The sequence below is a fragment of the Caballeronia sp. LZ029 genome (genome assembly GCF_031451275.1).
GTDB lineage: Bacteria > Pseudomonadota > Gammaproteobacteria > Burkholderiales > Burkholderiaceae > Caballeronia > Caballeronia jiangsuensis.
Genome location: NZ_JARUXO010000001.1, coordinates 165,727 through 182,886, shown reverse-complemented (window position 1 = coordinate 182,886; position 17,160 = coordinate 165,727). Strand labels below are relative to the sequence as shown.

Here is a 17,160-nt window from a genome sequence, read left to right as displayed (position 1 = left end):
GCCGGTGGTCGACTTGCCCGCCGCGCGGCGCGCTTCCACGGTTTCGATGCCGTGATCGAGCGAGTTGCGCACGAGGTGCGTGAGCGGATCGATGATGCGTTCGATCAGGCTCTTGTCGAGCTCGGTCGCCTGACCGAACGTGACGAGTTCCACTTCCTTGCCGAGCTTGCCGGCGATATCCCGCACGAGGCGCGGGAAGCGGCTGAATACGTAGTCCATCGGCATCATGCGGATGGACATGACGGCTTCTTGCAGATCGCGCGCGTTGCGCTCCAATTGCGCCATACCGTTGAAAAGACGGTCGTGCAGGGCGGGATCGAACGTGCTCGTGGTTTCCGCGAGCATCGCCTGCGTGATGACGAGCTCGCCCACCAGATTGATGAGCTGATCGACCTTCTCCACGCCGACGCGAATCGAGCTGCCCTCCGCCGATGCGGCCGCCTGCGGACGCGCCTTCTTGTCGGCGTCGCTCGCCGCGGATTTCGTCGGTTGGGCAGCGGACGGGACCTGCAAGCCCGCCGCCGCCGCCGATTCTTCTTTCACTGCTTCCTTGCCAGCCGCGGATGCGGGCGCTGCATGCGCCTGCGATTGCTTCGGCTCTTCGTGTAGCGTGGGTTGCACTGCCGGTACTGCTGGCGCTGCTTCGGCGGATTGCGCCGCCGCGTCGCCACGGCCGATCGCGATCTGCTTTTCATCGATCACGAAACAGCACACGGCGACGATATCGTCGGCCGGGACGTCCGAGTCGAGCCAAACCACATACTCGGCGTCCGTCTTCTTTTCTCCGACGATGCTTCCCAGATTCCCCAGCTCCTCGATCAGAGTCGCCAGGTCCTTCTCGCCCACCCCCCGTAGCGTAATTTTCAGGTGGGGTCCTGCATCCGCCGCCAGCGCGCCGGTGTGTCCCGGCGTCACATCGGCAGCGGTTCCCGCATGTGTCGATCCATCAGTGAGTTCGAATGCGCCGTCCCAGTTGCCGTCGTCCTCGATCACGTCCGCCGCCTGTGCGATCACGTGCGCGGGCGGCGCGTTCGGGCCTTCATAGGCGGGCGCGACGTTCAGCGTCGCCGCGTTCTTCGCCGTGCCCGGCAGCGAGGGCGGCTCGATCTGGCCCGGCTGGCCGCCCTCGGCCTGCTCGTTCTTCAGGCGCTCCAGCTTCGCGCAGATCGCCGCGGCCGCGGCTGCATCCGGCTCCGTGCTCGCGCGATAGGCGGCGAGCTGATCCGAGAGCACGTCCTTGGTCGCGAGAAACGTGTCGATCATGTCGCGGCGCAGGACGAGCTCGTTGTTGCGCGCCCGGTCCAGCAGCGATTCGAGGATGTGCGTCGTCTCGGTGAGCGCGGTGAAGCCGAACGTGGCCGCGCCGCCCTTGATCGAGTGCGCCGCGCGGAAGATCGCCGCGAGGTCTTCCGGGTCCGGATTCGCGATGTCCAGAACGAGCAGCAGTTGCTCCATCTGCGCGAGCAGTTCATCCGCTTCGTCGAAGAAGGTTTGATAGAACTGGGTAATGTCGAGTGTCATGCTTGAGTCACCGTCGGCGCGTGCGTGCGCGGGTTGTCTTTTGCTTTCGCTTCAGTGCTGCGTGTCTTCCGAGAGCGCGGCGACCAGTTCGGTCAGCAGGTCCGGATCGAGGGGCTTCTCGATCCAGCCCGTCGCGCCCGCCGAGCGCGCCGCGTCCTTGAAAGGCTCGCCGCCTTCGGTCGTGAGGACCAGGATCGGCGTCGCCCGATAGGCGTGGTTCGCGCGCAGCGCCACGATCAGATCGAGTCCGCTTCTGCCCGGCATGTGCTGGTCGGTCAGAACCAGGTCGAAGCGCTCCGCGAGCGCCCACTCCAGCCCTTCGTCGCCGTCCGACGCGACGGTCACTTCGTAACCCGCCGTCGCCAGCGTCGCCGAGAGGATTTGCCGCATCGCGGCTGAATCGTCGATTGCCAGAATGTTCTTGATCATGTTTGTCTCTTGCCGTGATGACGGTCGAAACGTGCCGAGTCTTGAGCGTCTTTTTCGGGGAATTTGCTCAATGCGCGGCGCGCGGTGCCGCGACGCCGGGGATGAGCTGGCCGAGCGCCGTCGCCGGCGCGCCTTGCGCGTCCGTGCCGTTGTCGAGCGTCGCGCCCGGCGAGCCGTCGTCGCGCAGCATCGACATTTCCGTCTTGCGATTGAGCACGATGACGCTGATGCGCCGGTTCTCCGGATCGAGCGGATCCTTCTTGTTCAGGTTCTGCGTCGAAGCGAGCCCGAGCACGCGCATCACCTTCGCTTCGTCCATGCCGCCCGCGACCAGCTCGCGCCGCGACGCGTTCGCGCGGTCCGCCGACAGCTCCCAGTTGCTGTAGCCCTTCTCGCCGCCCGCGTACTTCACGGCGTCGGTGTGTCCTTGCACGACGATGCGGTTCGGCACGTCGTTGAGTGTCTTGCCGATCTCGCGCAGGATGTCGCGCATGTAGGGCTGCACGGCGTTGCTGGAGAGCGCGAACATCGGGCGCTTCTGCGTATCGACGATCTCGATGCGCAAGCCCTGCTCCGTCGATTCGATGCGGATCTGCTGCTTGAACTGGCGCAGCGTCGGATTGGCCTCGATCGCGGCCATGAGCTTCACCTGAAGATCGTGCAGGCGCACCTGCTCGCGCCGTTCGAGCTCGCCTTGCGCGGCCTTGAGCAATTCTTCGTCGTTGTTGGACGAGGCGCGCTGCGCGAGTTGCGTGCTGCCGTCGGACCTGCGCGCCGAACCCGGTTCGTTGCTGGAAATATCGCGGCCGCCGCCGGTGAGGATGCTGTTGTCCATGCCGACGGACTTGCCGCCGACCATCGCAGCCTTGAGCGGCATGTTGAAGTACTCGGCGATGCCGCGCCGCTGCACCGGCGACGTCGACGAAAGCAGCCACATCAGCAGGAAGAACGCCATCATCGCGGTCATGAAGTCCGCGTAGGCGAGCTTCCACGCGCCGCCGTGATGCCCCTTCTTGCCGGCGACGATGCGCTTGATGAAGATGGGCCGTTCGCTGTCGTTGCTCATCGCTGTGCTCCGGTCACTTCGACTTGACCCGGCGCACGTGTTCTTCCAGTTCGGAGAACGACGGACGTTCCGTCGAGAACAGCACCTTGCGGCCGAACTCCACCGCGATCGCGGGCGCGTAGCCGTTCAGGCTCGCGAGAATGGTCACCTTGATGCACTGGAACATCTTGGTCTGCTCCGCGACGCGCTGTTCCGCGACATTCGCGAGCGGCCCGATGAAACCGTAGGAAAGGAGAATGCCGAGGAAGGTGCCGACGAGCGCCTGCGCGATCATCTCGCCGAGAATCGCGGGCGGCTGATCGGCGGAGGCCATCGTGTGCACGACGCCCATCACGGCCGCGACGATGCCGAACGCGGGCATCGCGTCGCCGACCTTGGTCAGCGCGTGCGCGGGCGCTTCGCCCTCGACGTGATGCGTCTCGATTTCCTCGTCCATGAGGCTTTCGATTTCGAACGCGTTCATGTTGCCGCTGACCATGAGGCGCAGATAATCCGTCAGAAATTCGACGATATGGTGATCGTCGAGAATCTTGGGGTACTGGCTGAAGACCGGGCTCTTCGCCGGATCTTCGATATCCGCTTCGAGCGCGAGCGTGCCTTCCTTGCGCGCTTTCGCGAGCAGCACGTAGAGCAGGCCCATCAGCTCCATGTACATGCTCTTGTCGTACTTCGCGCCCTTGAAGAGCGTCGGCAGAACCTGAATGGTCGCCTTGATGGTCTTGACGTTGTTGCCGAGGATGAACGCGCCGACGCCCGCGCCCGCGATCATCAGAATCTCGACCGGCTGCATGAGCGCGCCAAGGTGGCCGCCTTCGAGCGCGTAACCGCCGAAAACGGACAGCAATGTCACGAGCGATCCAACGAAAATCAGCACAGTCGAGTCCTCACGTTTTGATGCGGTAAGACCGCCGTTAAGTGGTTTACGGCACTCGACTGAAAAACTTTGGGGGCAAATCCAATGGGACGGCAAACGGTAAACCCCGCGTGGCAGCAGGGCCGTGCCGGAAGTGCGGCGTCAGGCCGCGATGCCTGGTGCGCGCGCCGTCGCGCCGGACGATGCAATCGCCTTGCGTGTCTTGCCCGCGCGCGACGGCGGCTGGCACAGGCCGCAGACATAGCCCGCGCGCAGTTCGTACGCGTGCGCGACGAAGCGTCCGCCGCAGCGCGTGCAGGCATTGGTCTGCAGCATCCCGGATTCGAAGTAGCGCACGAGTGTCCACGCGCGCGTGAGCGAGAGGACGGGCTCGTCGCCGTGCATCTCGAGATGTTCGAGGTACAGACGGTAGCTTTTGACGATCGTCTGAATCGTCGACTTCACATCGCCGTGCGTATCGACGAAGCGATATATCGCGTGAAACAGCGACGAGTGAATGTTCGGCTGCCAGGTCATGAACCAGTCGGTCGAGAACGGCAGCATGCCCTTCGGCGGCGACGCGCCCTTCAGCTCCTTGTAGAGCTTGATGAGACGGTCGCGTGAAAGGCTCGTTTCCGCTTCGAGCAACTGCAGCCGCGCACCCAGCTCGATCAGTTCAATAGCCAGGGTGATTTCGCGGACTTCCGCGACCACGCTTTTTGTCGCCATCGGGCTGTCGCGCGCGGCTCAGCCGATCTGCTCGACGGGACCGTCGGCCAGCAGGATCGCCGCGTGGGCGTGCGCGAGCGCCGCGCTCTTGTCCTTGTCGGCGAGCGACGAGAGGAGCGTGTGGTCGTCGAAACGGAAGCGGCACAGCAAATGGCTCGACGACGCCACTTTCACCGCCTGCGCGAGCGTCAGCGAAGTCAGCACCTGCGCGACCTGCGCGGAAAGCCCGAGGCGGTACATCGCCGAAACGCGGTCTTCCTGAAGGAGCCGCTGTGCGAGGAGCAAGTACGACAGATTCACCTCGCGGATTTCCGCGAGCGTATTCGTATTGCTGATCGTCATTTTTTTCCCCGAATCGATACTTGGCTGGTCAGGCCCGGCGGGTGAACGTTTGCTCGAATTCGCAAAGGACAGGCGAATGCGGCCCCGCGCGCGTTGTCTGGTCTCGATTCGATTGTCGCCGATGCCCGCGGCCGCGCCTGTCGGACAAACCTTCCGACGCAACGACGGAGTTTCGCGAAGATTCGTGTAGGAATATTTCTTACACGCCCACGCCCTTCGCTTGCCGATCGGCAGACATAAGTTATCGGCAATTATTCGTCTGACTTAATGCCGGTGTTTCGGCGTTTCGTTGTGGGCCGCGTCAGACCGTCAATAGCTACAATGTTCGGCCCGCAGGACCGCAAATTGCTTATAAGAACCCCGCGGCGTGTTCCACGCTTCAAATCCGTCTACATCATCTTTTTTGGTGCAATTTCTGACTTCGTAACAGCACATGTTTCGCGCTGTAACAACGATAAGCGATTGAAAAATGACGTGAAATGCCGCTCTCGATCCCGATAATGGGCAGTAAGGGATAACCCGGTCGCGATGTTTTTCATCTCCGGGCCGATCTCGGGCGGCGTCTACACCACACGCGGCCCGCCCGAATGGCATGTGTTGAGCGCTCGACCGGAGCGTGACTGCAATGCCTCACCTACATGGAGAGTCACGTTATGCGAATCGCACAAATTGCACCGTTGCACGAAGCAGTTCCTCCGAAGTTTTACGGCGGCACTGAACGCGTCGTGTCTTATCTGACCGATGCGCTCGTCGAGCTCGGCCACGATGTAACCTTGTTCGCAAGCGGCGATTCGCAAACCAAGGCGACGCTCGACGCGGTGTGGCCGCGTGCGTTGCGTCTCGACCCGACCGTGCGCGACGCGCTCGCGCCGCACATGCTGCTGCTCGAAACCGTCCGCCAGCGCGCGCACGAGTTCGACGTGCTGCACTTCCACCTCGACTACATGCCGTTCCCGCTGTTCACGCAGATGGATACGCCGTTCGTGACGACGCTGCACGGCCGTCTCGATCTGCCGGAACTGCAGCCGATCTTCAACACGTTCACGAAGGCGAACGTCATTTCGATCTCGGACAATCAGCGTGGCCCGCTGCCGCAGGCGAACTGGCTGAACACCGTTTATCACGGTCTGCCGAACGAACTGCTGACGCCGCAGCCGCACAAGAAGCCGGAATATCTCGCGTTCCTGGGCCGCATTTGCCCGGAAAAGCGTGCCGATCTCGCCATCAAGATCGCGGCGCAAAGCGGTCTGCCGCTGAAGATCGCCGCGAAGGTGGACAAGGTCGACCAGGAATACTTCAAGTCGACGATCGAGCCGCTGCTGTCGCAGGCGCATGTCGAGTTCATCGGCGAGATCAACGAGGCGCAGAAGCCGGAATTCCTGTCGGGCGCGAAGGCACTGCTTTTCCCGATCGACTGGAACGAGCCGTTCGGCCTGGTGATGATCGAGGCGATGGCCTGCGGCACGCCGGTGATCGCGTTCAATCGCGGCTCGGTGCCGGAAGTGATCGATCACGGCGTGACGGGCTTCATCTGCGAGGATGTGCAGGGCGCAGTCGGCGCGCTGCAACGACTCGATGAACTCTCGCGCACGGAAATTCGCGCGCAGTTCGAACGCCGCTTCAGCGCGCACACGATGGCGCAGAACTACGTCGAGAGCTATACCGCGCTGCTCCAGGCCGCGAAGCGCCCGGTGCTGCGTCAAGTCGCGGCGGGGTAATAGTCAACCGCTCGCCTGACTTTCAGGTCGCATCGAATACCGCCCGCTTGCCGGGCGGTATTTTTTTGCGCACACCGTTCGAGCGCTCCGCGCGTTTTTACACACCCTATAAGGAACAATCCGAAGTTTCGTTTCGATGCCCGTGAATTGAGAGCCGATCCACCATTTTTGACAGTTCGCCAAAGACTCCGCGCTTAAACTCCGCTCCGCAAGCGCAACACGCGTTCTTGTTTTAAATCAATGGCTTTTCAATTTTTCACGAAGGCAGAATCATGCATTTGTCGAAGCGTCTCGGCGCTGAAGTTTTCGGTACTTTCTGGCTCGTGCTGGGCGGCTGCGGAAGCGCCGTGCTCGCCGCGGCCTTTCCTCAACTCGGCATCGGATTCGCTGGCGTTGCGCTGGCGTTCGGCCTCACGGTGCTGACGATGGCCTATGCCATCGGACACGTTTCCGGCTGCCACCTGAATCCGGCTGTGAGCATCGGTCTCGCGACGGCTGGCCGCTTCCCGGTGCGCGATCTCGTGCCGTACATCGTCGCGCAGGTGATCGGCGCGACGCTCGGCGCATGGGTCATCTACCTGATCGCGACGGGCAACCCGAGCTTCGACTTCACGTCGAGCGGGTTCGCCGCGAACGGCTTCGGCGAGCACTCGCCGGGTCATTTCTCGATGGTGGCGGCGCTCGTCTGCGAAGTCGCGATGACGTTCTTTTTCCTGTTCGTGATCCTCGGCGCCACCGACGACCGCGCGCCGAAAGGCTTCGCGCCGCTCGCGATCGGCCTGTGTCTGACGCTCATCCACCTGATCTCGATTCCGGTCACCAATACGTCGGTGAATCCGGCGCGCTCGTCGAGCCAGGCGTTCTTTGTCGGCGGCTGGGCGCTCGATCAACTGTGGATGTTCTGGATCGCGCCGATCGTCGGTGCGATTCTCGCCGGTCTGCTGTATCCGGCTCTGACGCGCCAGAAGTAAGCGTCGGCGGCAAAATAAAAAACGGGCGCTACATGCGCCCGTTTTTGTTTTCACGCTACGCCGCGCATTCGAATGATTAAAAGCGCGCGACAAATGTAATGCAGAATTACGCAGCATGCTTATGAATTGTTGCGATCCCAATTTTTTGTACACAGAGCAAAACGCGGAAGGGCCGTCCGACAAGGCTTCCGGCGATGTCACCCGTCCGGCTTCCCTTTCCGCCGTCCTTACGCCGCCCTTGCACACCGTAACAAGTCCTCGAAGCATGTAAGACGGCGGACGCTTACATTGAACTCATGCGACACACGTCGCTTTAAAGGAGAAAGACAATGAAGCGCATCGTCACCCAAATGCTCGTCGCGACCGGCCTTGCAATCGGTGCTGTCGGAGCGGCTCAGGCTCACAGCGATCTGCACATCGGCGTTTCGCTCGGCGCGCCGGCTTATGTGGCGCCGGCTCCGGTGTACGTGCGTCCTGCGGCGCCGGCGTATCGCGCGCCGTACTATCGCCATGAGGAACCGCGCTGGCACGGTGGCTACGGCCACGATTACGGCCGCTATAACCGCGCGGGCTGGAACCACGGCGGCTACGGCAACAACTGGGGCCATCGCGGATAAGCGAAAACGGGCTGCCGGCAAACCCGGCGGCCCGCCGCGCCCGATGCTCAGTCGGGCGTCTGTCCCGGCGACGCCAGTTCGTCGCGAATGCCGAACAGCTTGCGCAACTGATGCGCGACGCCCGCTTCGAAGTTGTTTCCGACGCGCGGCACGTCCGGCAGACGCTTGATGAGGTCCGGGTTGGCGTTGTTCATCATGAACGGATGCCCGGCGGTTTCGAGCAGATCGATATCGTTCATGTTGTCGCCGAACGCGACGCACTGCGCGGTATCGACATCGAGCCGCTCCAGCACGAAGCGCAGCGCGCGCCCTTTCGATACGTCCGACGTCATCACTTCCAGGCAATCCGGCAGCGAATACGTGACGTAGAGCGAGTCGCCGAATTCACGTTCCAGATTCGCGGCGGTTTCCTTCAGATCCGCCGGCTCACCGATATACAGCACTTTCGCGATGTTCACGCCGTCATGCTCGCGCAAATCCATTACCTCGTACTTGAAGCCCGAATCCTGGTGGAAAACCAGCAGTTCAGGCGCGTGGCGGTCGATGAGCCAGGCGTCGTCGGCGAACAGATTGACGATCACGCGGCCGTGCGCGCCCGCGAGTTCCGGCTGCACGAGACGGCGAACGGCGGCGGGATCGAGGTCGCGCGAATAGATGCGCTCGTCGCCGGGCGCATGCACGCGCGCGCCGTTCGACGTGATCAGATACGCGTCGACGCCGAGCAGATCGCGAATGCCAGCGACATCGCGATAATGCCGGCCCGTCGCGATGATGATGGGCACGCCGCGCGCCGCCAGCGTGCGCACGGTTTCGGCGGTGAAGGGGTCGAGCTGGTGGTCGCTGTTCAGAAGCGTACCGTCGAGATCAGTAGCGATGACCGAGTACATGACTGCCTTTGTGGTGCTGCAAAGCTCGTTATTTTATCGCGCCGTGCTACCGGCAGCTCCGAATGCGCACGCCGCGCGCCGCGCCAGTTCGAGCGCGCCCGCTGCCGAATCCGCGCGCGGCGGCCGCACCCGCTCCCGCAACACGTCCAACACGAACGGTTCGTAAGGCGCGGCAAGTCCGCCGCACAGCGCGACGGGCAGCGCGCCCGCCGTATCGAGCGCTGCGACCAGACGCTCTATTTCGAGCGCCGCGCGCTTGAGCAGCCGCGCCGCGACCGGATGATCGTGGAACTCGAACACGGTCGGCGCGAGCGTCGCGTATCCCGTTTGGTTCGCGGCGCAAAGCCACACGACGAGACTGTCGCGATCCGTCGCGCCGGTGCGTGCGAGCAGCGCGCGCGACCATGCGTCTTCGGTCGCGCGGCCGTCGAGCACGCGTTGAAGATGAACGACCGCGCGCAGGCCGAGCCACGCGCCGCTGGCTTCGTCGCCGCTCGGGAAGCCGTAGCCGCCCGCGATGCGGCACACGCCCGCCTCGTCCAGCGACGCCGCGATGCTGCCCGTGCCGAGCGCGACGATCACGCCGGATTCGCCGCCATGCGCGCCAAGGACGGTCGTGTAGGCGTCGCTTTCCACGCGCAACGCGCGCACGTCCGGCGCACACGCGTGAAAGGCCGCGAGCCAGTCCGCGTTGTTCACGCCCGCGAGTCCGCAGCCCAGCACGCAGTCGCGCCAGTCGAAGGGCAGCGCGGCTGCGTCGAACGCGCGCCGGCACGCATCGCCGATGGACTGCCACGCACGTTCGACGCCGAGCCCGAGCCCCGACGGTCCGCCATTCGCGCGTGCGAGCTCGGTGCCGTGGGCGTCCGCGAGGACGACGCGGGTGCCGCTTCCGCCGCCGTCGATGCCGAGCAGGAAGCCGTTGAATTCCGATGTCGAGGATGTAGTCATGGACGCAAGCTTACCGGTGGCCACGGCGCGCGCCAATTGGCCGAATGGCAGAGGTGGCGCGGCGCGGACGTTCGGCTATGCTGACGCGATCCAAAAAAACGACGAGGACTCGCAATGGCAGACACCGATCACACCCGCTGCGCCTGGGCCACGACCGACGCGATGATCCAGTACCACGACGACGAATGGGGCGTGCCTTCGCGCGACGACCAGCATCTGTTCGAAATGCTGATTCTGGAAGGCGCGCAAGCCGGGCTCTCCTGGTCGACGATCCTCAACAAGCGCGAGGGTTATCGGACGCTTTTCGCGGGCTTCGACATCGCCAAGGTGGCGCGCTTCACCGAGAAAGACATCGAACGGATCGTGCAGGACGCGCGCGTCGTGCGTAACCGGGCGAAGATCGAATCGGCGGTGCTCAATGCGCGCGCCGTGCAGCAGATCCAGCAGGAACACGGCTCGTTCGCGGACTTCGTCTGGTCTTTCGTCGATGGCAAAACCATCGATACACCGCGCGATGTCGCGAATCCCACGCCCGCGTCCACGCCCGAATCCGACGCCTTGAGCAAGGCGCTCAAGAAGTACGGCTGCAAGTTCATCGGCACGACCATTTGCTACGCCTTCATGCAAGCCACCGGTTTGGTCAACGATCACGCCGCCGGTTGCATATCGCGAGGAAAACCTAAGACAAAAAGGAAGACTGCCGCCAAATCCACACGCTGAAGACATTCGTATGCGGGAAATTTTTGCTTTTTGGCAACACGTCTGAGTACAAAATACGCCTCTCGGCGTAAACACCTATAGAAGCCGATTTTTTTGCAGTGAAGCACGCGCAATGCCCCGAACTGCAAGGCTTTTTGCCGGGTTTTCCGCACTGCACGAACGTACGAGCCGTGTAAAAATGGCGTCCTCGCGTGCGCTGGCGCACCTTTTTACCGGACCGAACCGTTATAACTGACGGTGTACGGATCGTTCACTGAGTGTAGAAATCCGACGCGAGCCAGGCCGGGAAACCGCCGTGCTCGATGCAGTGTCCGAGCAGCGAAGCGTTCATTCAGGTTGCGCCACATTCGCAACGACGCCGCCGCTCCGGTAAGCAGGTGCAGCTTCTCGAAAACTCAAACGCACGGCCGCTGCGCAGGGGCGCAGGGGAGATGATCATGAAAAGCTTGAACTTCCTGACCCATCAGGAGATTTTCAACGGCGCCGTACAGCATCTTTTTGTGCAAGGGCAAGCGGCTTTGCTGCCGCAGGGCGGCGGCGCCTATCGCGGTTACTGCGGCGGCTGTCCTGTCGGCAGCTTCATCAAGCCGCGCGACTACATCACCGCGATGGAAGGCGTGCCCATTCGCTATATCGCGAAGCCGCCCGAGCAGGTGCCGGCGTACATGGATGTCGGCGTCGCGGCGCTCAGGCGCGCGCTGCTTCGTGCGCGCATCAACGTGTTCGATCCCAATACCGTCGAATTGCTCTCCTGTCTGCAGAACGTGCACGACGTCTTCGGCAAGTGGGAGTGGCGCGAGCGTCTGACGTCGATCGCGCGTCAGTTCGGGCTGTCCGCCGAACTTCTCAAAACGGCTGCGTGATATCGCAGGTGCTGTGATGTTGAGCCCCATTACGATGTTGAGCCCGAAGGAGATTTACGAGCGCGTCAGCGAGCACTTGCTGATGCAGCGCGCGGTGTCCGAAGACGACAACGGTTCGTGCCGGCTCCGCAGTCCGGAAGGCCGCAAGTGCGCGATCGGCTCGCTCGTGCGCGACGAGCTGTACGAGCCCGAGCTGGAAGGCGTCGGCATCTCGTACTACCGTCATGCGCGGGACGGCGGGCTGTTGCGCGCGCTCTACGCATCGAACGTGAATGCCTACGATCCGAACATCATCGATCTCTTGATCGAGCTTGAGGAAGTGCACGATTACGCCGATATCGACGAGTGGCCGGAACTGCTCTCCGCGCTCGGAAAGCGTCACGCGTTCGTGTGACACGCGCAATAGCGTAGTTCGAAGCACAAACAAAACGGCGGTGCGCCCATACGGGTCGCACCGCCGTTTTGCCATGCGGACGAGAATCCGAAAACTCTCGCCGGCCAAAGATGCTTAGTGCATCTTCTTCGGCAGCATCTGGCTGCGCAGGCGCTTGCGCAGACGCGCGACAGCAGCTGCCTTCTTGCGCTTGCGCTCGGTGGTCGGCTTTTCGTACGACTGACGCTCGCGCAGTTCGGCGATGAGGCCATTGCGCTCGATGGTACGGCGGAAACGCCGAATCGCGACATCGAACGGCTCGTTTTCTTTGAGGACGATAGTGGTCATGTAAATCCTGAGTTTGCTAAACGTATTTTCAAGCGCGCGACGATAGAGCTGCCGCGCCCCGGCACTCCGATCGTCCGCCGGACATGAATGGCGCGGCGGACACGAGCAAAGCGGCCACGGAGGCCGGAAAAGAGATCGTTGGGATTCAGCCGCCAAAGCGGCATGCGCTTTCGAAGGAACCACACGAACGCGCGTTTCGGAGCCGTTCGCCGCTGCTTGTTGACGTTGTCATTCTCAGCGACGAAGGCAGGAAATCGGGCACATTTCTCGATTCGGGCGCGATGTTACCAGAACACCGCACCACTGCCAACTCCCCCGATCCATCCAACCCATTGATGCAACAGATTTATTTCTGCCACGCGCTGGCTTCGTCGAGGAGCTGGATGTCTTCGGCGGCGAGTTGCAGGCGCGTCGCGGCGGCGAGGCTTTCGAGTTGCGCGACCGACGTGGCGCTGGCGATCGGCGCCGTCACGCTCGGGCGCGCGATCATCCATGCGAGCGCGACGGTTGCGGGCGTCGTGTCGTTGCGTTTCGCGACTTCGTCGAGCGCATCGAGAATCCTGAAACCGCGCGCATTCAGATATTTTTCGACGCGCGAGCCGCGCGCCTTGTGCCGCGTGTCTTCCTTCGACCGGTACTTGCCCGACAGAAAACCGCTCGCGAGCCCGTAGTACGGCACGACCGCGATCTTGCGCTGTTGCGCCACCGGCTCCAGACCGGTTTCGTAGCCTTCGCGATCGTAGAGGTTGTATTCCGGCTGAAGGATCTGATAAGCCGGCAGGCCCGACTCCTTCGCCATCGCAAGCGCCGCGTCGAGCCGCTCGCCCGTGTAGTTCGACGCGCCGATCACCCTCACCTTCCCCGCCTTGATGAGCTTCTGATACGCGTCGAGCGTCTGATCGAGCGGCGTGTTCTCGTCGTCGTAATGGGAGAAGTAGACGTCGATGTAATCGGTCTTGAGACGCCGCAGCGAATCGTCGACGGCCGCCGCGATGTTCGCCGCCGTCAGCCCGGCGCGCGTGCCGAGCTTGCCGACTTTCGTCGCGAGCACGACCCGATGGCGCTTGCCGCTTTCCCTGAACCACTTGCCGATGATCGTCTCCGATTCGCCGCCCTGATGCCCCTCGACCCAGGCGGAATAGACGTCCGCGGTATCGATGAAATTCAGGCCGTGGTCGACGAACGCGTCGAGGATCGAGAACGATGTGCGCTCGTCGGCAGTCCAGCCGAATACGTTGCCGCCGAAGACGAGCGGCGCAATTTTCAGGTCCGATGTGCCGATGCTGCGTGTCTGCATGTGTGCTCCGAATGCGCGAAAAGAACGGATCGAAAAGCATACGCGCGAAACCTGCGCCTTGCTGGGCGAGCGTTCGCAGGCTTACGAGCGCATTCGTTACACAAATCGTTTGCGCAGGGCTTAAGTTTTTTTCGAGGGGCCCGATAACCACAAGTAGGCGGCCGGCTATCACCGAGCGCAGGACCGCCAGGCAACACTCGGTGCCAAAGCCAAAGCCAGACCAAGTCTCCCAGGAGAGCAAAAAATGATCGGTATCAATAGCAATATCAACTCGCTGGTTGCCCAGCAGAACCTGAACAACACGCAAAGCGCGCTGTCGTCGGCCATCACCCGCCTGTCGTCGGGCAAGCGCATCAACAGCGCTGCTGACGATGCCGCCGGTCAAGCGATTGCTTCGCGCATGACCTCGCAGATCAACGGCCTGAACCAAGGCGTTTCGAACGCGAACGACGGCGTGTCGATGACCCAGACGGCATCGAGCGGCCTGAACCAGATCACGGACAACCTTCAGCGTATCCGTCAGTTGGCCGTGCAGGCTTCGAGCGGCTCGCTCTCGTCGACCGACCAGGCAGCACTGCAGAAGGAAGTGACGCAACGTATCGCTGAAGTGAACCGTATCGCTTCGCAAACCACGTACAACGGCACCAACGTGCTCGACGGTTCGGCTGGCCAGGTCAGCTTCCAGGTCGGCGCGAACGTCGGTCAGACGATCAGCATCGACCTGAGCAAGGGCGTCTCGGCTGCTCAGCTCGGCGGCGGCGTGCCGCAAAAGGGCACGACGATCTCGACGATCAGCGGCATCAGCCTCGACAGCGCTGGCGCAGCCGCTTCGGCAGGCACGACCCCGGCGATCACGTCGATCAACGTGCTGGCTGACGGCAACGGCGGCTTCACGTTCACCGACCAGAACAACCAGGCGCTGTCGTCGAGCGTGACGACGTCGCTGTTCGGTTCGAGCACGGCCGGTTCGACGACGAATCCGAAGCCGCTGACGCTGTCGGGCTCGAACGCGTTCGCGAAGACGGTTCAAGCGACGGCTCAGGGCACTGCCGCAACGGCTCTCGGCACGATCAGCTCGACGAACGGCGCGACCGGCACCGGCACGTATGCGACGGCGAACCAGAACCTCGGCACGATCTCCGGCGTCGCGCTGAATGCAGACGGTACGGCAGCAACCGGCGCATCCGCCGCGATCACGTCGATCAACGTTCTCGCTGACGGTAGCGGCGGCTTCAAGTTCACCGACCAGAGCGGCAACGCGCTCTCGAGCGGCGCAGCTTCGCTGTTCACGGTCACGCCGGGCACGGCTGGCGCCGGCTCGACGCTCGCCTTCACCGCGGCCGGCGCTCTCGGCGCCACCGCTCCGACCGGCTTCGGCACGGCCAACGAACTGGCCAGCCGCGCAGCGATCGCAACGGCGAACGCGACCAACAACCCGGTTGCCGTGTCGAGCATCGACCTGACGACGGCGAACGGCGCAAACGTCGCGATCGAATCGATCGACAACGCGCTGAACGCGGTGAACAGCATCCAGGCAGGTCTGGGCGCTGCACAGAACCGCTTCTCGTCGATCGCAGCAACGCAGACGCAACAATCGACCAACCTGTCGTCGGCTCAGTCGCAGATCACCGACGCGAACTTCGCGCAGGAAACCGCGAACCTCTCGAAGGCTCAAGTGCTGCAACAAGCTGGTATCTCGGTGCTGGCTCAAGCGAACTCGATGCCCCAGCAGGTTCTGAAGCTCCTCGGCTAAGCATCATCGCCGACGCTGTAACCGGCGCGCGTCATCAGTACAATGCGCGCCGGATGTAACAAAACATCGCAGCAAAGAAGCACAAGCAGTCAGCGCACCGGGAGCTCGTCTCCCTGTGCGCATTTCCGGGAGATGACGCCTCCCGCCCAATTTCCAACGATCGCGAAGCGAAAACGACCGGAGTACACATGACCACCGTAGCCACGTCAACGGGTTCCACTGTCGATCCGACGAGCGCCGTCCAGCAGGCCGCGCAGTCGATCATCAGCGGTTCCACGAACTCGACGATGGACGTGAACTCGCTCGTCACCGCGATCGTCAACGCGAAGGTCGCGGGACAGACCGACGCGCTCAACAACAAGAAAACGGCCGACAACACGCAGCTCACCGCGATCGGCACGCTCAAGTCCGTGCTCTCGCTGCTACAGAGCTCGATCACGAATCTGGCCAACGGCAAGACGCTCGGCTCGTTCACCGCCACCGCCGACGGCAAGGGCCTCACGGGCAGCGCCGACACCACCGCGGTCGCGGGCAGCTACGCGGTGAAGGTGACGAATGTCGCGTCGGCGCAATCGCTCACGTCCGGCGTGTTCTCGTCGACCGACAAGCTCGGCACCGGCTCGATCACGCTGAAGGTCGGCGACAAGACGAGCACCATCAAGCTCGACGACACCAACAACACGCTCTCGGGCATCGTGTCGGCGATCAATTCGGCGTCCGACAATCCCGGCGTTTCGGCGACCATCGTCAACGGTTCGGACGGCGCGCACCTCGTGCTGCGCTCCACGTCGACGGGACTCGCCAACGCCATCAACGTCACCGTCAACGCGGATGACAGCAGCTCGGCGATCAACAAGCTCGCGGTCAAATCGTCCACCACGACGACCGACCCCGATCCGAACGATTCGACGAAGACCATTACCGTTGCCGAGCACACGACGATCGACGGCGCGAACGGCTGGGCGCAGTCGAGCTCGGGCGTGGACTCGCATCTGACCGTCGCGGGCACGCCGGTCACGAGCGCGAGCAATACGATCAAGGAAGCGGTCACGGGCGTCTCGATGACGATCACGGCGGACTCGGTCGGCACGACGCAGACGCTCACGATCGGCCAGGACGTCAGCGGCCAGAAGACGGCCATCGACTCGTTCGTGACGGCTTACAACAACTTCATCAGCACGGCGGCATCCCTCACCTCGTTTGATTCGACGGCCAGCTCGCAAGGCGCGCTGCTCGGCGACTCGATGATGAACACGATCAAGAACACGCTCGCGAGCACGATCAGCAAGGGCATCGGCGCGGGAACGGGCAAGGTGAACCTCGCGTCGATCGGCATCACGTTGCAGCCTGACGGATCGCTCAGCACGGACGAAGACGCGCTCACCGCCGCGCTGACGAACAATTCGGGCACCGTCGCTTCGCTCTTCAATTCGACCGACGGCGTCGCGGCGCAACTGAACACGAGCCTCACGGCGTTTCTGCAAACGGGCGGCATCATCGACACGCGCACGAGCGCGCTCAACGACGACCTGACGAGCATCGCGGATCAGCAGACGCAGCTCACCTCGTACACGCAGCAGTTGACGACCTCGTATAACGCCCAGTTCACGGCGCTCAACTCGCTGATGTCGTCGATGGCCACGCAATCGAGCTATCTGACCGCGCTCTTCGGCGGCACCAACAGCGCGGGCGCGCTGGCTACGAACTCGAAGTAACGGGAAG

Annotated in this window: 18 protein-coding genes; 8 read left to right on the top strand and 10 right to left on the bottom strand. The window is 62.9% G+C overall.

Features of this window, described 5'->3' with window-relative positions; all coding sequences use genetic code 11:
• The 6 genes from QCE73_RS00880 to flhD form a co-directional block, all read right to left on the bottom strand.
• On the bottom strand, nucleotides 1-1,521 hold a 1,521-nt coding region (locus QCE73_RS00880), incomplete at its 3' end, for an Hpt domain-containing protein (RefSeq protein ID WP_309879431.1).
• Nucleotides 1,522-1,572: 51 nt separating this feature from the next.
• Nucleotides 1,573-1,950: a response regulator gene (locus QCE73_RS00875; protein WP_035497461.1), complete on the bottom strand. Its 378-nt coding sequence runs from the start codon at nucleotides 1,948-1,950 to the stop codon at nucleotides 1,573-1,575.
• 67 nt (nucleotides 1,951-2,017) lie between these two features.
• Nucleotides 2,018-3,016: a flagellar motor protein MotB gene (motB, locus tag QCE73_RS00870; RefSeq protein WP_035497460.1), complete on the bottom strand. Its 999-nt coding sequence runs from the start codon at nucleotides 3,014-3,016 to the stop codon at nucleotides 2,018-2,020.
• Between the two features lie 13 nt (nucleotides 3,017-3,029).
• Nucleotides 3,030-3,890 (bottom strand): flagellar motor stator protein MotA, encoded by an 861-nt coding sequence (gene motA / locus QCE73_RS00865; RefSeq protein WP_035497459.1) that lies wholly within the window; start codon nucleotides 3,888-3,890, stop codon nucleotides 3,030-3,032.
• A 141-nt stretch (nucleotides 3,891-4,031) separates the two neighbouring features.
• Nucleotides 4,032-4,598: a flagellar transcriptional regulator FlhC gene (gene flhC / locus QCE73_RS00860; protein ID WP_309879430.1), complete on the bottom strand. Its 567-nt coding sequence runs from the start codon at nucleotides 4,596-4,598 to the stop codon at nucleotides 4,032-4,034.
• An 18-nt stretch (nucleotides 4,599-4,616) separates the two neighbouring features.
• Nucleotides 4,617-4,940 (bottom strand): flagellar transcriptional regulator FlhD, encoded by a 324-nt coding sequence (flhD, locus tag QCE73_RS00855; protein ID WP_035497455.1) that lies wholly within the window; start codon nucleotides 4,938-4,940, stop codon nucleotides 4,617-4,619.
• A gap of 653 nt (nucleotides 4,941-5,593) precedes the next feature.
• Between flhD and QCE73_RS00850 the strand changes: the two genes are divergently transcribed.
• The 3 genes from QCE73_RS00850 to QCE73_RS00840 all read left to right on the top strand — a co-directional run bounded on the left by QCE73_RS00850 (nucleotide 5,594) and on the right by QCE73_RS00840 (nucleotide 8,246).
• Complete coding sequence (locus tag QCE73_RS00850; protein WP_309879429.1) at nucleotides 5,594-6,658, top strand: glycosyltransferase family 4 protein; 1,065 nt, start codon at nucleotides 5,594-5,596, stop codon at nucleotides 6,656-6,658.
• A gap of 272 nt (nucleotides 6,659-6,930) precedes the next feature.
• Nucleotides 6,931-7,629, top strand: coding sequence for an aquaporin Z (gene aqpZ, locus QCE73_RS00845; protein WP_035497452.1), 699 nt, complete (start codon nucleotides 6,931-6,933; stop codon nucleotides 7,627-7,629).
• 329 nt (nucleotides 7,630-7,958) lie between these two features.
• Complete coding sequence (locus tag QCE73_RS00840; protein WP_035497450.1) at nucleotides 7,959-8,246, top strand: hypothetical protein; 288 nt, start codon at nucleotides 7,959-7,961, stop codon at nucleotides 8,244-8,246.
• 47 nt (nucleotides 8,247-8,293) lie between these two features.
• Here QCE73_RS00840 and QCE73_RS00835 read toward each other — a convergent pair whose 3' ends face one another.
• Both QCE73_RS00835 and QCE73_RS00830 read right to left on the bottom strand, forming a co-directional pair.
• Nucleotides 8,294-9,133 carry a Cof-type HAD-IIB family hydrolase gene (locus QCE73_RS00835; RefSeq protein WP_238209566.1) on the bottom strand — a complete coding sequence of 280 codons (840 nt, stop codon included), beginning with the start codon at nucleotides 9,131-9,133 and terminating at the stop codon, nucleotides 8,294-8,296.
• 33 nt (nucleotides 9,134-9,166) lie between these two features.
• Nucleotides 9,167-10,084, bottom strand: a complete 918-nt coding sequence (locus QCE73_RS00830) for a BadF/BadG/BcrA/BcrD ATPase family protein (protein WP_309879428.1) — start codon at nucleotides 10,082-10,084, stop codon at nucleotides 9,167-9,169.
• Between the two features lie 114 nt (nucleotides 10,085-10,198).
• On the opposite strand from QCE73_RS00830, the gene QCE73_RS00825 reads away from it, so the two are divergent.
• The 3 genes from QCE73_RS00825 (at nucleotide 10,199) to QCE73_RS00815 (ending at nucleotide 12,061) form a co-directional block, all read left to right on the top strand.
• Nucleotides 10,199-10,804, top strand: a complete 606-nt coding sequence (locus tag QCE73_RS00825; RefSeq protein WP_309879427.1) for a DNA-3-methyladenine glycosylase I — start codon at nucleotides 10,199-10,201, stop codon at nucleotides 10,802-10,804.
• A 437-nt stretch (nucleotides 10,805-11,241) separates the two neighbouring features.
• Nucleotides 11,242-11,667: a hypothetical protein gene (locus QCE73_RS00820; protein ID WP_035497918.1), complete on the top strand. Its 426-nt coding sequence runs from the start codon at nucleotides 11,242-11,244 to the stop codon at nucleotides 11,665-11,667.
• Nucleotides 11,668-11,683: 16 nt separating this feature from the next.
• Complete coding sequence (locus QCE73_RS00815; protein ID WP_309879426.1) at nucleotides 11,684-12,061, top strand: hypothetical protein; 378 nt, start codon at nucleotides 11,684-11,686, stop codon at nucleotides 12,059-12,061.
• A gap of 114 nt (nucleotides 12,062-12,175) precedes the next feature.
• Here the strand turns inward: QCE73_RS00815 and rpsU are convergent, their stop codons facing one another.
• Nucleotides 12,176-12,388: a 30S ribosomal protein S21 gene (rpsU, locus tag QCE73_RS00810; RefSeq protein ID WP_008351904.1), complete on the bottom strand. Its 213-nt coding sequence runs from the start codon at nucleotides 12,386-12,388 to the stop codon at nucleotides 12,176-12,178.
• Between the two features lie 346 nt (nucleotides 12,389-12,734).
• Complete coding sequence (locus QCE73_RS00805) at nucleotides 12,735-13,685, bottom strand: aldo/keto reductase (protein ID WP_309879425.1); 951 nt, start codon at nucleotides 13,683-13,685, stop codon at nucleotides 12,735-12,737.
• 244 nt (nucleotides 13,686-13,929) lie between these two features.
• On the opposite strand from QCE73_RS00805, the gene QCE73_RS00800 reads away from it, so the two are divergent.
• Both QCE73_RS00800 and fliD read left to right on the top strand, forming a co-directional pair.
• The gene (locus QCE73_RS00800) at nucleotides 13,930-15,438 is read left to right on the top strand and encodes a flagellin (RefSeq protein ID WP_309879424.1); all 1,509 of its coding nucleotides are present in this window, start codon (nucleotides 13,930-13,932) and stop codon (nucleotides 15,436-15,438) included.
• A 188-nt stretch (nucleotides 15,439-15,626) separates the two neighbouring features.
• Nucleotides 15,627-17,153, top strand: coding sequence for a flagellar filament capping protein FliD (fliD, locus tag QCE73_RS00795; protein ID WP_309879423.1), 1,527 nt, complete (start codon nucleotides 15,627-15,629; stop codon nucleotides 17,151-17,153).
• The last annotated feature ends 7 nt before the right edge of the window (nucleotides 17,154-17,160 follow it).

Bases quoted from the DNA above. Each gene is read 5' to 3' on its own strand.
- QCE73_RS00875 (WP_035497461.1), bottom strand. From the start codon at position 1,950: ATGATCAAGAACATTCTGGCAATCGACGATTCAGCCGCGATGCGGCAA.
- motB (WP_035497460.1), bottom strand. From the start codon at position 3,016: ATGAGCAACGACAGCGAACGGCCCATCTTCATCAAGCGCATCGTCGCC.
- flhC (WP_309879430.1), bottom strand. From the start codon at position 4,598: ATGGCGACAAAAAGCGTGGTCGCGGAAGTCCGCGAAATCACCCTGGCT.
- flhD (WP_035497455.1), bottom strand. From the start codon at position 4,940: ATGACGATCAGCAATACGAATACGCTCGCGGAAATCCGCGAGGTGAAT.
- QCE73_RS00850 (WP_309879429.1), top strand. From the start codon at position 5,594: ATGCGAATCGCACAAATTGCACCGTTGCACGAAGCAGTTCCTCCGAAG.
- aqpZ (WP_035497452.1), top strand. From the start codon at position 6,931: ATGCATTTGTCGAAGCGTCTCGGCGCTGAAGTTTTCGGTACTTTCTGG.
- QCE73_RS00840 (WP_035497450.1), top strand. From the start codon at position 7,959: ATGAAGCGCATCGTCACCCAAATGCTCGTCGCGACCGGCCTTGCAATC.
- QCE73_RS00835 (WP_238209566.1), bottom strand. From the start codon at position 9,133: ATGTACTCGGTCATCGCTACTGATCTCGACGGTACGCTTCTGAACAGC.
- QCE73_RS00830 (WP_309879428.1), bottom strand. From the start codon at position 10,084: ATGACTACATCCTCGACATCGGAATTCAACGGCTTCCTGCTCGGCATC.
- QCE73_RS00825 (WP_309879427.1), top strand. From the start codon at position 10,199: ATGGCAGACACCGATCACACCCGCTGCGCCTGGGCCACGACCGACGCG.
- QCE73_RS00820 (WP_035497918.1), top strand. From the start codon at position 11,242: ATGAAAAGCTTGAACTTCCTGACCCATCAGGAGATTTTCAACGGCGCC.
- QCE73_RS00815 (WP_309879426.1), top strand. From the start codon at position 11,684: ATGTTGAGCCCCATTACGATGTTGAGCCCGAAGGAGATTTACGAGCGC.
- rpsU (WP_008351904.1), bottom strand. From the start codon at position 12,388: ATGACCACTATCGTCCTCAAAGAAAACGAGCCGTTCGATGTCGCGATT.
- QCE73_RS00805 (WP_309879425.1), bottom strand. From the start codon at position 13,685: ATGCAGACACGCAGCATCGGCACATCGGACCTGAAAATTGCGCCGCTC.
- QCE73_RS00800 (WP_309879424.1), top strand. From the start codon at position 13,930: ATGATCGGTATCAATAGCAATATCAACTCGCTGGTTGCCCAGCAGAAC.
- fliD (WP_309879423.1), top strand. From the start codon at position 15,627: ATGACCACCGTAGCCACGTCAACGGGTTCCACTGTCGATCCGACGAGC.